The sequence below is a fragment of the Catenuloplanes niger genome (assembly GCF_031458255.1).
GTDB classification, from domain to species: Bacteria; Actinomycetota; Actinomycetes; order Mycobacteriales; family Micromonosporaceae; genus Catenuloplanes; species Catenuloplanes niger.
Genome location: NZ_JAVDYC010000001.1, coordinates 8,882,999 through 8,897,584 on the forward strand (window position 1 = coordinate 8,882,999; position 14,586 = coordinate 8,897,584).

Sequence of the window (14,586 nt, forward strand, 5' to 3'; positions counted from 1 at the left end):
GGACGCCATGCGCGTCGAGAAATCCGTCCAGCGGGACGTCACCATCCTGTCGCTCATCGGTGAGCTGGACGGCATGACGGCCGCCGAGGTCTACACCGACATCCAGGCCGACCTGCCGGAGCGGGGCGACCTGCTGCTCGACCTGGGCCACATGACGTACGTGTCCAGCGCCGGGCTGCGCATCCTGCTCCTGGTCTACCGGCAGGCCCGGCTGCGCCGGCAGCGGCTCGCCCTCGCGGCGGTCCCGCCGGACGTGCACGCGGTCATGTCCGCCACCGGATTCCTCGACTCGGTGCACGTCGCCGAATCGGTCCAGGACGGGCTGGAGGCGTTCGGCCGATGACCACGACGCTGCCCGTCGGAGAACGCATCGGGCCCTACGAGGTCCGGCCCGGCGCACCACTGCCGTTCGGCGCCACCGAGGTCGCGGACGGCATCACGTTCTCCGTGCACTCGCACAGCGCCGGCGCGATGGCCCTGGTCCTGTTCCGGACCGGGGTCCGGGAGCCGATCGCCACGCTGCCGTTCCCGCCGCACTTCCGGCGGGGCGCGGTCTACAGCATGACGGTCGTCGGACTGTCGGCGGACGGGCTCGAGTACGGCTACCTGGTCCGGGGCGAGGGCGACGACGGGACCGACCGGGTGCTGGCCGACCCGTACGCGCGGGCCTTCCCGGGCCGGGCGGAGTGGGGGCGGCCGGTGGACCCGGCGGACCCGTACCCGTACCGGGCCGGGGTGGTCCGCTCCGGGTTCGACTGGGGCGACGACGCCCCGCCCCGGATCCCGAAGCACGAGCTGATCGTCTACGAGGCGCACGTGCGCGGCTTCACCCGGCACCCGTCCTCCCGGGTGGCCGCGCCCGGCACCTTCGCCGGACTGGCCGAGAAGGTGCCGTACCTGCGCGACCTCGGGGTCAACTGCGTCGAGCTGATGCCGGTGCTCGAGTTCGACGAGTGCGACAACCCGCGCCACGACCCGGCGTCGGCGCACCGGCTCTACAACTACTGGGGCTACAACACGGTCGGCTTCTTCGCGCCCAAGGCCGCCTACGGCACCCCGGACGACCTGCGCCGGCTGGTCCGGCGACTGCACGCGGAGGGGATGGAGCTGCTGCTCGACGTGGTGCTCAACCACACCGCCGAGGGCGACGAGCGCGGACCGACCATCTCGTTCCGCGGCCTGGACAACGCGGCCTACTACATGCTGACCGAGGACGGCGGGTACCGGAACTACAGCGGCACCGGCAACACGTTCAACGCCAACGACCCGGTGGCCCGCGCGTTCCTGCTCGACTGCCTGCGGTACTGGGTGACCGAGTTCCACGTCGACGGATTCCGGTTCGACCTGGCCTCGGCGCTCGGTCGCGGCCCGGACGGCACCCCGCTGGCCAACCCGCCGCTGCTGGAGGCGATCGCCGCGGACCCGGTGCTGCGCGACGTCACGCTGATCGCCGAGGCGTGGGACGCGGCCGGCCTCTACCAGGTGGGCAGCTTCCCGGACTACGGCCGCTGGGCGGAGTGGAACGGCCGGTACCGCGACGCGCTGCGCGGCTTCCTGCGCGGCGACCCCGGCCGGGTCGGTGACCTCGCCACCCGGCTGGTCGGCTCGCCCGACCTGTACGGCGGCCGCGGCCCCGCCTCGTCGATCAACTTCGTCACCGCGCACGACGGCTTCACGCTGCGCGACCTGGTCTCCTACGACGAGAAGCACAACGACGCCAACGGCGAGGGCAACCGGGACGGCGACGACCACAACCTCTCCTGGAACTGCGGCGCCGAGGGCCCGACGGACGACCCGCAGGTGCTGGCGCTGCGCGATCGGCAGACCCGCAACGCCCTGCTGCTGTTGCTGTGCAGCCACGGCGTGCCGATGCTGCAGGCCGGCGACGAACTCGGCCGCACCCAGCTGGGCAACAACAACGCGTACTGCCACGACGGCGAGCTCACCTGGCTGGACTGGGGCCCGGCCGCGCGCGACGCCGGCCTGCTGCGCTTCACCCGGGACGCGATCGCGTTCCGCCGCGCCCACCCGGTGCTGCACGTCGCCACGCACGTCGGCGACGACGGGGACGGACCCGTCGACGTGAGCTGGCACGGTACGCGGCCCGGCCGGCCGGACTGGTCACCCGCGGCCCGCCTGCTGGCCGTCATGCTCCGCGGCGCACCGACGCCCGGATACGGGCAGGACATCGTCTACCTGGCCGCCAACACGCACTGGGAGCCGGTCGAGGTGCACCTGCCGGACCTGCCCGCCGGGCTGCGCTGGGCGCGCTTCGCCGACACGTACGACGCCGAGCCGTCGGTGCCGCCCGGCTGGGAGCGTGCCGTCGCCGACCCGGCCCGGCTGCCGGTCGGACCCCGGTCGGTGGTGGTGCTCACCGCCGTACCCGCTGATGAGGAGGACTCGAGATGACCCTGAGGATCGACACGACCGTCACGGAAGGGCTGGCCACAGTGGTGCTGGAGGGCGAGGCGGACAGCCGCTCGGCGCCCTCGCTGTACGAGACGATCCGGCGGATCAGCGCCACGCCGGTGACCCGGCTCGTGCTGGACGTGGAGCGGCTCACCTACCTCTCCTCGGCCGGGCTGCGCTGTCTGGTCTACGCCCACCAGCAGCTCGGCCGGTCGGTGCGGATCGTGATCACCAACGCGTCGGCGGAGGTGGCCGAGACGATCCGGCTGACCGGCTTCGACCACAGCGTCACGCTCGTCGACCGGGCCGCCACGTGAGCGGCTACCGGCTCCGGCTGAACGGCGGTCCGCCCGGCGCCCTGCCCGTCCTGGTCACCCGGCTCGCCACCGACGCCGGACTGAGCACCGCCCAGGGATACCGGCTCCGGCTGGCCGCGGACGAGCTGGTCACCAACGCGCGGGAGCACGGCTACCGAGGCCGGGACGGTCTGATCGAGGTCAGCGGCGGGCTCCGGGCGGACGCGGCGTGGTTGCGGATCGAGGACTGCGCGCCGCCGTTCGACCCCTCGGCGCACCCGCTGGGCGAACCGCCCTACGCCGGCACCGGCGCGCTGACCGGCCGGCTCGGCGGCTGCGGCCTGCTGCTGGCCCGGCGCAGTGTGGACGCGCTGACCTGGGAGTACGCGGACGGGCGGAACCGGACCACGCTGTGTGTCCGGCGGCGCCGGGGAGTCGGTCGGGGATGACCCCGGAGTCGCCGGTCAGCGGCCGGAGCGCGCTGGTCGTCGCGGAGTCCGTACCGCCCGCCGAGCTGCGGGCCGGGCTCGCCGGCCTCGGACTGCAGGTCCGGCACGCAGCCCCGGCGGAGCTGAGCGCGCGGCCGGCCCTGCTGCACGGCCACGCCGTCGTGCTGATCTCGGCCGCGCTGGGCCTGCAACGGGTGGCCACCCTGAGCCGCCGGCTCACCGCCCGCGGGGTCCGCCCGCCGGTGCTGGTGTTCGCGGACGGTGACCCGGCGGCGCTGGAGGCGTGCGCACGCGGCGGTTTCGACTACGTCGCGCCGCCCTACCTGCCCGGCCTGCTGCGCAGCCGGGTGTCGTCCGCCAAGGAACGGCACGACCTGGCCCGGGTGGTGGAGGCGATGGCGACCGAGGCGACACTGCTCGCCTACGAACGCGACCTGGTCAGCGCCCGCCAGTTGCAGACGAGCCTGCTGCCGGTGCCGATGCCGGTGCCGGACGGGTGGGACGCGGCGGTGCGGTACCGGCCGGCCGGCGAGGTGGCCGGGGACTTCTACGACTGTTTCGACCTGCTGCACGGGCTGCGGCTCGGGTTCGTCGTCGCCGACGTGTGCGACAAGGGGCTGAGCGCGGCGCTGTTCATGGCGCTGATCCGGACGCTGCTGCGGCACACCGCCGAGCACGCCGGGGCGTGGGAGCCGGCCGGCGGGCTGACCGGCGGCCGGTGGCCGGACCGTACGGCCCGGCCACCGGCGACGGGTGTGTCGCTCGGCGCCGGGCCGCTGCTGCAGGCCGTCACCGCCACCAACCGGTACCTCACCCGCAACCATCTGCGGGAGGGGTACTTCGTCACGCTCTTCTTCGGCGTGCTGGACCCGGTCACCGGCGCCCTGCTGTACGTCAACGGCGGGCACAACCCGCCGCTGCTGCGCCGGGCCTCCGGCCGGCTGGAGTCGCTGCCCGCCAGCGGCCCGGCGCTCGGCATGGTCACCGATGCGGCGTACTCGGTCCGGATGCTGCGGCTCGACCCGGGCGACACGCTGTTCGCCTACACCGACGGCGTGGTGGAGGCCCGGTCGCCGGGCGGCCGGCTGTTCGGCACCGACCGGCTCCGGCGGATCGTCGAGGCGCCGGTCGCCTCGGCGGACGCCCTGTTGTCCACGGTGGACCACGAGGTCGCCGCGCACGCCGACGGTGCGGCGCAGGCGGACGACATCACCATGCTCGCCCTGCGGCTGCCGGAGTCCCGGCCATAGCGGCGATGTCGCGCACCGTGCCGCGTACCAGCTGCCCCACCGTCGGCCTCGGCCGGTCGCCCCAGTCCAGGGCGGCGCGCAGCCGGGTGGCGCCGAGCGAGTCGACGCCCAGGTCGGTCAGCGACGCGTCCCGGTCGAGCTGGGCGGGGTCGACGTGCAGCAGCCCGGCGAGCGCGGCCGCCACCGTCTCCTCGGTGACGATCGGCCGGACCGGCGACGGGACCGGCAGATGTGTCGTGGCCGGGGTGGTGAGCGCGGTCAGCGCGCGCCGCAGCCGGTCGGTGACCGAGGCGGAGATGCCGCCCAGCGCCGCGACCGCGTCGGTGACCACGTGGGGCACCGGCGGGAACGGGGCACCGGCCGGTTCCGGGCCCGGGCGTGCCGGCTCGGCCCAGTACCGGCGGGACTGCCACGGGTAGCCGGGCAGGCGGGTCAGCCGCCCGGGAGCGGCGGTGGCCCAGTCCACCCGGCCGCCGTGCCGGAAGACGGCGGCGAGCCCACGGGCCAGCGTGACCGGCTGCGGCTCGTCCCGGCTCATCGAGGCGACGGTGACGGCGGAGGCCCCGGTCTCCTCGATGACGTCCTCGATGGCGGACCGCAGGATCGGCTGCGGCGCGATCTCGACGACGACCGCCGGCCGGTCCTCGGTGAGCACGGCGCGCAGGGCGGCGTGGAATCGCACCGGTTCCCGCAGGCCGGTCATCCAGTACTCGGCGCCGAGCTCCCGGCCGTCGACGATCCGGCCGAGCGCGGTCGAGTACATCGGCACGGCGGTCCCGACCGGGCGGATGCCGTCCAGGGCGGCGCAGATCCGCTCGCGCAGCGGTTCGACGAGCGCGCAGTGCGAGGCGTAGCGGACCGGCACGCGCCGGCAGTGCACCCCGGCCGCCCGCAGCGGCGCCAGCGCCCGTTCCAGCGCCTCCTCCGTACCGGACAGCACCACCGAGCGGGCACTGTTGATCACGCCGACCGACACCCGCCCGTCCTGGCCGGCGACCGCGGCGGCGGCCTCCTCCTCGCCGAGCGCGACGGCGGCCATCGCACCGGCGCCGTCGCGGCCGGCCAGCACCGCGCTGCGCCGGCAGACCACCGCGGCGGCGTCGGCCAGGCTCAGCGACCCGGCCACGCAGGCCGCGGCGATCTCACCCATGCTGTGCCCGATCACCAGATCCGGTACGACGCCCCGGCGGCGCCACGCCTCGGCGAGGCCGACCTGCACCGCCCACAGCACCGGCTGGATCTCGTCGTCCCGGTCCAGCGGTGCGTCGTCGGCGAGCCGCTCGATCACCGACCAGCCGGTCTCGGCCCGTACCGCGGCGTCGCACTCGCGCAGCCGGGCGCGGAAGCCGGCGTCGGTGGCCAGCAGCTGGCGGGCCATGCCGGTCCACTGCGCACCCTGGCCGGGGAAGACGAAGACGGTCCGGGCCGGTGCGGCTTCCGGGAGCGGGGTGTGCCGCCCGCCCAGCTGCCGGCGCAGGTCCCGGGCCAGCTCGGCCGGGTCGGCGCCGACCGCGGCCAGCCGGTACGGGTGGTGGTCGCGCCGAACCGCCGCGGTGTGCACCAGGTCGCCCAGCGCCGAGGCCGGGGCGGCGTCGAGCGTGTCCGCGTACGCGGCGGCCAGCGTGTCGAGCGCGCGCGGGTCGCGGGCGGAGACCGGCAGCGCGAGCACCGTGGGCGCGGGACCCGGCACGGCCGGCTCGCGGGTCTGCGGCGCCTCGACCAGCACCACGTGGACGTTCGTGGCGGACAGGCCGAACGAGCTGACGCCCGCCACGCCGGGCCGGTCCGGGCGGGGCCACGGCCGCCCGCGGGTGTTCAGCAGCAGGCCGGGAGCCTCGGCGAGGACCGGGTGCGGCTGATCGGCGTGCAGCGTGGCGGGCACGGTTCGGTGCCGCAGCGCGAGCGCCGCCTTGACCAGTCCGGCGAGCCCGGCGGCGGCCTCGGCGTGGCCGATGTTCGACTTGACCGAGCCGATCAGGCACGGCTGTCCGGCGGGCCGGTCGCTGCCCACCACGTCCCGCAGCGCGGTCAGCTCGGTCAGGTCGCCCTGCGGCGTCCCGGCGCCGTGCGCCTCGACGTAGTCCACATCGGAGGGTGCGATGCCGGCGTCCCGGTAGGCCCGCCGCAGGGTCTCGGCCTGTCCGTCGGCGCGCGGTGCGGCCAGGCTGGCGCCGCCGCGGCCGTTGTTGCTGACCCCGGTGCCGGCGATGGTGGCGTAGACCCGGTCGCCGTCGCGGCGCGCGGCGGACAGGCTCTTGAGCACGATGCTGACCGCACCCTCGCTGCGGATGTAGCCGTCGCTGCGGGCGTCGCCGAACCGGTGCCGACCGCCGGGCGAGAGGATCTCCGCGTCGCCGAGCACCCGGTAGAAGTCCGTGCCGATGATCAGGTTCGCGCCGGTGACCAGCGCCGCGTCGGCCTCGCCGGACCACAGGTCCCGGCACGCCAGGTGCACCGCCAGCAGCGACGAGGCGCAGGTGGCGTCGATGCCCATGCTCGGCCCGCGCAGGTCGAGCAGGTGCGAGATGCGCCCGGCCGGGATGCCCCAGGCGCTGTTGCTGAGTGCCGCGTGCATGTCGTACATGCCCGCCCCCCGCACGATGTCCCAGTAGTCGGAGGACAGACACGCCGAGTAGACCGAGGTCCGGCTGCCGCGCAGCGACGCGGCCGGCAGGCCGGCGTCCTCGAGCGCCTCCCAGACGGTGACGAGCATCAGCCGCTGCTGCGGATCGAGCCGGATCGCCTCGCGCGGGGTCAACCCGAAGAAGCCCGCGTCGAAGAGGTCGATGTCGGTCAGGAAGCCGCCGATGCCGGTCGGGATCCCGTCCGGGACGCCGCTGACGTCGACGCGGTGCGGCGGGATGCCGCGGACCTCGTCGCGTTCCGTCTCCAGCAGCCGCCAGTAGTCCTCGGCGCTGTCCGCGCCGGGCAGCCGGCACCCGATCCCGACGATGGCCACCGGTTCGTGGCGTGCTTCGGTGCCGCGTTCATGCATGGTGATTACCCCCGATTTACGGCCGCCGCCGGCCCGGGCGACGGAAACATCGCCACTTTTCCGGCCGTGTTTGTCGAGGGTCAATGTCGACTTAACGCAGTGCGCCCGGCTCGACCGGGGCGTCGGCGAGCGCCTCGGTGATCGTGCTCGCCTCCCGGCCCGGCGGCACGTGCACGACCATCGAGTTGAAGCCGTCGGTCATCCGCATCACGACCAGCTGAAGGGTCTCCTCGGTGCCGTCCGGCAGCCGGAACCGGCGCGGCCGGGTGTGCTGACCGCGCACGTCGTGGTCGTTCCACCAGCCGCGGAACTCCGGACTGGCCCGGTGCAGCATGCTGATGCGGTCGGAGAAGCGCTGGTCCCACGGGCGGGCGGCGGAGGCGATGCGGAGCCGGGCGATCACGTCGCGCACGTCGTCCGTCCAGTCGACGATCCGGCGCCGGGCCTCGTCGGCGGTCAGCAGCCACCAGAGCATGTTGCGGCGCTCGGCCGGCAGCCGGCCGAAGTCGGTGTACCAGCGGACCGTGGCCTGGTTCCAGGCGATCACGTCGCCGTAGAGGTTGCCGCCGTAGACCGGGTAGTCGACGTCGCCGAGCAGCCCGATCAGCCGGCGCATCATCGGCGTACCGGACGGGTCCGGGCCGTTCGGCTGGATCGGCGGCGTCTGGCCGTTGGTCAGCAGGTACATGTACCGCCGCTCGTCCTCGGTCAGCTGCAGCACCCGGGCGAGACTCTCCAGGACGTCGGGCGAGGGCCGGATGTCCCGGCCCTGCTCGAGGTACGTGTACCAGGTGGGGCTCAGCCCGGCGAGGACGGCGATCTCCTCACGGCGCAGTCCCGGCGTCCGCCGGCGGGATCCGGCCGGCAGACCGACCTGCTCCGGTGTGATCCGCTCCCGGCGGCTGCGTAGGAACTTGGCAAGGTCACTCCTGTTGCGAATCGCCACCGGGTTGGACCCCTTCCGTCCGGCTCAGGCCGCCCGACGGGCATCGTCGTCGACGCCGACACGATCAGTATGTTGCTGTGACGCTACAAGTTGTTCACCGGCGGTGGGGGGCCGGGCGGGTGCGTTTCAGGCCGGTTCCCGGTCGCGCACGGCCATGGCCTGGGAGATCAGCGCGGACAGCGAGACGGCGACGTCCCACCCGGAACCCTGCCGCTCGGCGTGGAACTCCGCGGCCTTCTCCGTCGCCTCGCTCAGCCGGCCGGCCAGCAGCAGCGCGTCGATCAGCGCCCCGGTGAGATAGGGCAGCAGCCACGGCAGCTCGTCGCGCAGCGCCTCGGCGCCGATGATCGCCCGGCGCAGGTGCGGGATCGCCTGCCGGGGCCGGGCGCCGCCGAGGTGCGCGACGGCCGCGGCCGACCGGGCGAAGACCTCCGCCTGCGGGTCGTACGCCGTGCCGGTGGCCGGCTCGTCGTGCGGAGCGTTCAGCACCGTGCCGAGCAGCGCGGCGAGCGCGTGCATCCGGGGGGCCACGGCCGGCCGGGCCCGGGCGGCCGCGCGCAGCAGGTCGCCGGCCTCGTGCACCCGGCCGGTGCCGATCGCCGTCAGCAGGGCGCGGGCGACGTCGATCCGGTCGGCGCCGGGCCCGTCGCCCACCTCGCCGCGAAGCTCGTCGAGCAGCCGCAGACCCCGCTCGGACTGCCCGCGCAGCAGGCAGACGAGGGCCCACATGGGCGCCGCCTCGGCACGGGCGCCGGCCCGCAGGGCGAGCAGCGCGAGGTCGGGCAGCCGTTGCAGGTCCAGCGTGCGCCAGGCGGTACGCAGGGCGGTGAGCAGATGCTCGCGGGCCCGGGCCGGCAGCGGCAGCGGGTCGGCCGGGTCGGCGCCGAGCCACCAGCGGCCGTCGGCGATCAGCGCGCCGCGGGCGAAGGCCGGGCCTGCGATGAGGTCGCGGAGCAGGCCTGGCACGCCGTCCGCGGCGGCGTGCAGCGCGGCCACGGTGCCGTCCGGCGCCGGCGCGCCGAGCCGGTCGCGGACGATCTCGCCGACGTCCGCGCAGGTGAGCGGCGGCAGCGGCACGATCCGCAGGCCCGGCTCGTAGAGCAGGCAGTCGACCGGGTCGGGCGCCCGGGAGGAGACCGTGTCCGGCCGGCTGATCACCAGCGCCGCACCGGTCCGGCGGTGCGCGTCGCGCAGCTCCAGCAGCATCGGGTGGGGCGCCTCGTGCGCGTCGTCGACGATGAAGATCGGCCGGGGTGTCGAGCGGGCCGCGGCCCGGATCTCGGCGGCCGTCGTGACCACCCGCGGACCGCCCCGGCCGGCCGGGCCGGACCTGCGGGCGTCCGGACCGGACCGCCGGGCGTCCGGGTCGGACCGCCGGGCGTCCGGGTCGACGACGAGGACCTCGCCCAGGCGCGGCGCGGCCAACCAGGCGACCTCGCGCAGCAGCGCCGACCGCCCGATACCCGGCCGGCCGGTGACGATCACCGGCTCCGGCCGTGGTCGCCGCAGGACCTCCTCGATCTCCGCCAGCTGTGCCGCTCTCCCCGTGAAGTGCACCATGTCCTTCTCCACCTCCGTGACCACCGGGCCCGTCGGCCCAGGCCCACGATAGTGATCGCCCGGGAGCCCAAGGCCCGGCAATTAACAGAGTGCGGCGCTTTTTGCCAGGCCGTTTCGACGGCCCCGGAAGTCGCAGCCTGGTACTGCCAATACTTAGACAACTACGGCCTGTATGAACTGCTGGCGCTGGAACATGCTACGTCCGGCGCAACGAGGTAATGACGCGCTCCGGCAATGCACCGAGGCGGCGGGGGGCGTCGTTTTCCGGAGGCTTTACAGATGTAGGGCGGGTGCCCCGCTGGGCCGGCTGGCAACCGGTTACCCACGTTTAACAGGCGGGCAACAAACGACCGGCCGACAGTGTCGTCGGAACGACTGGCCGGGGTTCGGATTTGTGGTATGGCCTATCCGATTCACCCGTCTCATGGTTGTAAGGAGAGATCTATGGGCTTTCGCGCCCGGTGGCCAGGAGGGGTGGCGGAGCAGGCCGGACGAACCGTGTCCGGCTAGGCGTTCTCGATCTTGGAGAGGCTCGTTCCCGGCAGGTCGGGGTCCGGTGGCAGCGGCGCCACGGACCGAAAGCGCGGTACCGCGCGGGCCCGGCTCTCACTCCGAGGTATCGATCTCACACGGTTCTGACACGCCACCGGACCGGCGGCCGGGGTCATTCGGAAAGTGGCGGAGAACCAATCGGAAAAATCGGCCGGAAGGCAGTCGCTCGCGGCTGCTCGCATACCATCATGGGGGAACAATGAATCTGACGCTCCGGACCGGGCGGACCGACCCGGTACGTGGTTACGAGAGCCTCACCGATTTCTGCAACGAAATCCTCATGGACCTTCCCCGGTCGGATCAGCGTAGATGGGGAGAAATCTATCTCCGCGGGCTCGTATCGCTTTGCGGGCGCAAATCCATACGACGGATCTCGGAGGAGATCGCGGGCGGTGGAGCGGACCAGGGAATACAGCAGTTCGTCAACCAGAGCCCCTGGGACTGGGTGCCGGTGCGCCGCAATCTCGCCGGTTACGCGGCCTCCCTGCTGGGCCGGCCGAGCGCCTGGGTGGTGGAGGAGGTGGTGACCCCGAAGAACGGTGCCAGCTCGGTCGGCGTCGCCCGGCAGTACGCGCCGTCACTGGGCCGCACGCTGAACTGCCAGCTCGGCCTCGGCTTCTTCCTCGCCGGTGAGGTGGGCGCCGTACCGGTGAACTGGCGGCTGCTGCTGCCGGCCACCTGGGACCACGACGAGACGCGCCGGGCGCGCACCCACCTGCCACCGGAGGAGGTGCACCGGCCACGCTGGCGGCACCTGCTCGACATGATCGACGAGATGCTGGGCGGCTGGGGCGCCGAACCGCTGCCGGTGGTGGTCGACGCCCGGCACGAGTCCTCCGTGGATCGCCTGGTCGCCGGCCTGGAGGAACGGGATCTGCCCTATGTGGTCTCGGTCGCGCCGGGCGGCCCGGTGCTCGCCGAGGAGCCGGTGCGCACGACCGGCCGGGCCGGCACGTCGCTGATCTGGCGGGACACCGCGCCCGGCGGTGCGGCCTCGCGCTTCTTCCTCCAGCAGCTCCCGCACCGGGCCGGCGCCGCCCGGGGCCGCTCCCGCGCGCTGCTCACCGAGTGGCTGGCCGGCCGGCCGCGCCCGTCCGGCGCCTGGCTGACCAACCTGACCACGGCCCGCCCGGACCGGCTGATCTCCCTGGCCCGGGCGCGGCACCAGACCCGGCAGGAGATGACCCGGCTGTACGACGAGTTCGGCCTCAACCACTTCGAGGGCCGGTCGTTCCGCGGCTGGCAGCATCACGTCACCCTGGTCTCCCTGGCCCACGCGTACGTGCTCGGCGCTCGACTGCGCCAGCGGTACGAGCCCTGGCACCTGCACCGGTCGCTGGCCTGATCGGACGAACCGCCGGTCACTCCCACGGGGGTGGCCGGCGGTACGGTTCGCACCCGCTCCCCGGCGCCATATATCGTCCTTTTCATCATTTTTGGGATGCTTTGGACGCTGTGCCGGACATGGTCGCCGAGGAGCAGGAGCCGCATGACACACGTACCCGCCGCCACCGGCGACCCGCAGGTCTGGCTGGTCACCGGCGCCACGTCCGGGTTCGGCCGGACCTTCGCCGAGGAGCTGCTGGCCGACGGGCACGCCGTGGTGGCCACCGCCCGCCGCCCGTACCTGCTCGACGACCTCGCCGCCCGGCACCCGGACCGGCTGCTGGTGACCGAGCTGGACCTCGCCGACATCGACCGCGCCGAGGCGGTGGCACGGGCCGCCGTGGACCGGTTCGGCCGGATCGACGTGCTGGTCAACAACGCCGGCCACGGCCAGGTCGGCGCGGTCGAGGAGACCACCGACCGGGAGCTGCGCGACCTGATGGACGTGCACTTCTTCGGCCCCGCCGCACTGGTCCGGGCGGTGCTGCCGGGGATGCGCGGGCGCGGGTCCGGTGCCATCGTGCAGATGAGCAGCTTCGGCGGCCAGCTGTCCTACGCGGGCTTCTCCGCCTACTCGGCCGGCAAGTGCGCCCTGGAGGGGTTCAGCGAGGCGCTCGCCGCCGAGGTGGCGCCACTCGGGATCACCGTGCTGATCGTGGAGCCGGGCGCGTTCCGCACCGCGTTCTGCGGTCCGGGGGTGGTGGTGTCCCGCCCGATGCCGGAGTACGAGGCGACCGCCGGCGCCACCCGGACCGGCCTGCTGGCGCTCGACGGCCGGCAGCCCGGCGACCCGCGCAAGGCCGTCGCCGCGATCCGGGAGGCGCTCGCCGCGCCCCGCCCGCCGCTGCGGCTGCCGCTCGGCGACGACGCCCTCGACGCGCTGCTCACCCACCTCGACGACGTCCGGGCGGAGCTGCTGGAGTGGGAGAAGGTCGGCCGGTCGACGAACCTGGCCTGACCGCGCGCACGCCTCCGCCGCGGGCCGGTGATCCGGTCCCGCGGCGAAGGCCCGGCTCACGCGGCGGCGCCCACCCGCCCGGTCAGCGCGTGGCCGGCCCCGAAGACCTCGACGGCCAGGTCGTGCGGGGTCTTTCCGTCGTGCCCACGCAGATCGGTGCGGGCACCGGCCTCGATCAGGATCCGGCTGCACTCCTCGTACCCGTGCCAGATCGCGTCGTGCAGCGGCGTGTAGCCGTTGGTCGAGCCCTGGAAGTTCAGGTCGACCCCGGGCCGGCCGGCGATCAGCTCGGTCAGCCGGGCGTGTCCGTTGTAGACCGCCTTGTGCAGCGGGACGGCGCCGAACGTCGGCTCGGTCGCGTTCACGTCCGCGCCCGCGTCCAGCAGTTCCGCCGCGATCTCGGTGTGCCCGTCCCGGGCCGCGACCAGCAGCGCGGTGTGCCCGTCGTTGAAGCCGTTCACGATCGGGAACCGCTCGTCGACGTCGACGCCCTCGGCCAGCAGCGCCCGCACCCCGGCCAGGTCGCCGGCGGTCACCGCCGCCATCAGCCGGTGTGCGCCGGCGCGCCGCTCGTCCTCGGCCAGCCGCGCCTTCAGGTGCTGCTCGGCCTCCAGGAGCAACTCCTTGCCGATCGTGTTGACGTTCAGCTCGTAGGCGAAGTGTTCCTGCAGGGTGAACCCGTAGTGGGTGGAGAGGTTCAGGCCCACCCCGCGGTCCAGCAGGTACCTCGCGACGTCCGGGAACTTGTACCAGAGCGCGTCCATCAACGGGGTGTGCCCGGTGGTCGGCGCCACCGCGTCGATGAACGCGCCCGCCTCCACCAGCGACCGGACCACGGCGACGCTGCCGCCCTGGCACGCCTTGTGCAGCGCGGTCGCGCCGGCCCGGCTGTCCGCGGTGAACACGTCGGCGCCCGCCGCGAGCAGCACGTCGACGGTGGCCGGGTCGGCCTGGCCGGCGGCGAGCATCAGGGCGGTCAGGCCGCTCGCCGGGTCCCGGTACGACGGATCGGCGCCGGCCTCGAGCCGGGCCCGGACGGCCGCGGTGTCCCGTGCGGCCACGGCGGCGTAGAGCTCGGCGCTCATCGGGCACCCCCGTCCAGCGCGCGCAGGATCGACGACGGGTCGGTGTAGGACTTCCAGCGCACGATCAGACCGTCCCGGACGGTCAGCCGCTGGATGAACTCGATCTCGAACTCCCGCCCGGTCGCCCGGACCCGGGACAGCTCGTGGATCACGCCGATCGCCTCCTCACCCTCCACGACCAGGGCCAGCACCTCCTCGGACAGCACCTCGCAGAGGCCGACGAAGACCTCGATGCTGCGCAGGACGGCCTCCCGGCCGCGGTGGGTGCCGATCCAGGCCATCGCGTCGTTGTAGCCGGGCACGGGCGTGTAGTTGACGAACTCGACGTCCGGGGCGAGGTAGGTCAGCGCGGTCTGCACGTCGCCCGTGGTGAGCGCGCGGAACCACCCCTCCGCGACGCTTCTCGTGGTGCCGGTCTCAGTCTCGGTGGTCATGCTCTTCCCTTCTGGAGAACGCATCTTCCGAGGGCCGGCCAATGGGACCGGAAGCACAATCCGGCCGCCGGCGCCGCGGCTCGTTCCATCGTGCGAACCATTCGTCCGCGACGCGACGACAAATGCACGGAGTACGCGCGCCGGATCGGTGCCGGATTCGCATTGCACGGAGTCCGCCGGAATTCGGTCCGGCACCGGCCGGAAATGGACGCCGCGTGCCTAGCCTCGGGTGACCGTTGCCGATTGACGGCGCATCGCCGTCG

12 protein-coding genes are annotated in these 14,586 nt (G+C 74.0%); 7 read left to right on the forward strand and 5 right to left on the reverse strand.

Annotated elements, in window-relative coordinates:
- Nucleotides 1–7: 7 nt before the first annotated feature.
- Genes J2S44_RS39010 through J2S44_RS39030 form a run of 5 tightly spaced genes read left to right on the forward strand, consistent with a single transcriptional unit; the run spans nt 8 to nt 4,407 of the window.
- Entirely contained in the window at nt 8–343 is a 336-nt protein-coding gene (locus J2S44_RS39010) for an anti-sigma factor antagonist (RefSeq protein ID WP_310424980.1), read from the forward strand.
- Nucleotides 340–2,412: a glycogen debranching protein gene (locus J2S44_RS39015; protein ID WP_310424983.1), complete on the forward strand. Its 2,073-nt coding sequence runs from the start codon at nt 340–342 to the stop codon at nt 2,410–2,412. The genes J2S44_RS39010 and J2S44_RS39015 overlap by 4 nt, the downstream gene beginning before the upstream one ends.
- Nucleotides 2,409–2,729, forward strand: coding sequence for an STAS domain-containing protein (locus tag J2S44_RS39020; protein WP_310424986.1), 321 nt, complete (start codon nt 2,409–2,411; stop codon nt 2,727–2,729). The genes J2S44_RS39015 and J2S44_RS39020 overlap by 4 nt, the downstream gene beginning before the upstream one ends.
- Nucleotides 2,726–3,157 carry an ATP-binding protein gene (locus tag J2S44_RS39025; RefSeq protein ID WP_310424989.1) on the forward strand — a complete coding sequence of 144 codons (432 nt, stop codon included), beginning with the start codon at nt 2,726–2,728 and terminating at the stop codon, nt 3,155–3,157. The genes J2S44_RS39020 and J2S44_RS39025 overlap by 4 nt, the downstream gene beginning before the upstream one ends.
- A complete protein-coding gene (locus J2S44_RS39030; RefSeq protein WP_310424991.1) occupies nt 3,154–4,407 on the forward strand; it encodes a PP2C family protein-serine/threonine phosphatase in 1,254 nt (417 codons plus the stop codon). Before J2S44_RS39025 ends, J2S44_RS39030 begins: the two co-directional genes overlap by 4 nt.
- Here J2S44_RS39030 and J2S44_RS39035 read toward each other — a convergent pair.
- The 3 genes from J2S44_RS39035 to J2S44_RS39045 all read right to left on the reverse strand — a co-directional run bounded on the left by J2S44_RS39035 (nt 4,367) and on the right by J2S44_RS39045 (nt 9,908).
- A complete protein-coding gene (locus tag J2S44_RS39035; protein ID WP_310424993.1) occupies nt 4,367–7,402 on the reverse strand; it encodes a type I polyketide synthase in 3,036 nt (1,011 codons plus the stop codon). The genes J2S44_RS39030 and J2S44_RS39035 overlap by 41 nt on opposite strands.
- A gap of 91 nt (nt 7,403–7,493) precedes the next feature.
- Nucleotides 7,494–8,348, reverse strand: coding sequence for a helix-turn-helix transcriptional regulator (locus tag J2S44_RS39040; protein ID WP_310424996.1), 855 nt, complete (start codon nt 8,346–8,348; stop codon nt 7,494–7,496).
- A 126-nt stretch (nt 8,349–8,474) separates the two neighbouring features.
- The gene (locus J2S44_RS39045) at nt 8,475–9,908 is read right to left on the reverse strand and encodes a hypothetical protein (protein ID WP_310424998.1); all 1,434 of its coding nucleotides are present in this window, start codon (nt 9,906–9,908) and stop codon (nt 8,475–8,477) included.
- A gap of 751 nt (nt 9,909–10,659) precedes the next feature.
- Here J2S44_RS39045 and J2S44_RS39050 point away from each other — a divergent pair.
- Both J2S44_RS39050 and J2S44_RS39055 read left to right on the forward strand, forming a co-directional pair.
- Nucleotides 10,660–11,805 (forward strand): IS701 family transposase, encoded by a 1,146-nt coding sequence (locus J2S44_RS39050; protein WP_445343965.1) that lies wholly within the window; start codon nt 10,660–10,662, stop codon nt 11,803–11,805.
- Between the two features lie 144 nt (nt 11,806–11,949).
- On the forward strand, nt 11,950–12,804 hold the full coding sequence (locus J2S44_RS39055; protein WP_310425000.1) for an SDR family NAD(P)-dependent oxidoreductase: 855 nt from the start codon (nt 11,950–11,952) through the stop codon (nt 12,802–12,804).
- Between the two features lie 56 nt (nt 12,805–12,860).
- Here J2S44_RS39055 and J2S44_RS39060 read toward each other — a convergent pair whose 3' ends face one another.
- On the reverse strand, nt 12,861–13,889 hold the full coding sequence (locus tag J2S44_RS39060) for an ankyrin repeat domain-containing protein (RefSeq protein ID WP_310425003.1): 1,029 nt from the start codon (nt 13,887–13,889) through the stop codon (nt 12,861–12,863).
- Entirely contained in the window at nt 13,886–14,323 is a 438-nt protein-coding gene (locus J2S44_RS39065; RefSeq protein WP_310425006.1) for a nuclear transport factor 2 family protein, read from the reverse strand. The genes J2S44_RS39060 and J2S44_RS39065 overlap by 4 nt, the downstream gene beginning before the upstream one ends.
- Nucleotides 14,324–14,586 lie beyond the last annotated feature (263 nt).